The 305-nt window shown below is 52.1% G+C and carries 1 protein-coding gene; it reads left to right on the forward strand.

All coding sequences use genetic code 11. The features are described 5' to 3' along the window. The coding region (locus tag ACTHSP_RS23470; RefSeq protein WP_440347178.1) for a hypothetical protein at positions 1-305 on the forward strand (305 nt) is incomplete at both ends.

A 305-nucleotide genomic window follows, 5' to 3' on the forward strand; every position in this document is an offset into this window, starting at 1 on the left:
GATACCAAAGCTGATGGTGCGGTAGCGAAAGCGGAAGCAGCAGATGCTAAAGCGGTAGCAGCTGATACCAAAGCTGATGGTGCGGTAGCGAAAGCGGAAGCGGCAGATGCTAAAGCTGTAGCAGCTGATACTAAAGCCGGTAAAGCGGCAACAGATGCAGCAGATGCATTAGCGAAAGCAGGCGAAGCTAAAGATGCAGCGAAAGCAGCAGACGATAAAGCTGTAGCGGCAGATGCTAAAGCAGTAGCAGCAGATACCAAAGCTGATGGTGCGGTAGCGAAAGCGGAAGCAGCAGATGCTAAAGC

Source organism: Neisseria sp. P0001.S005, assembly GCF_051963715.1.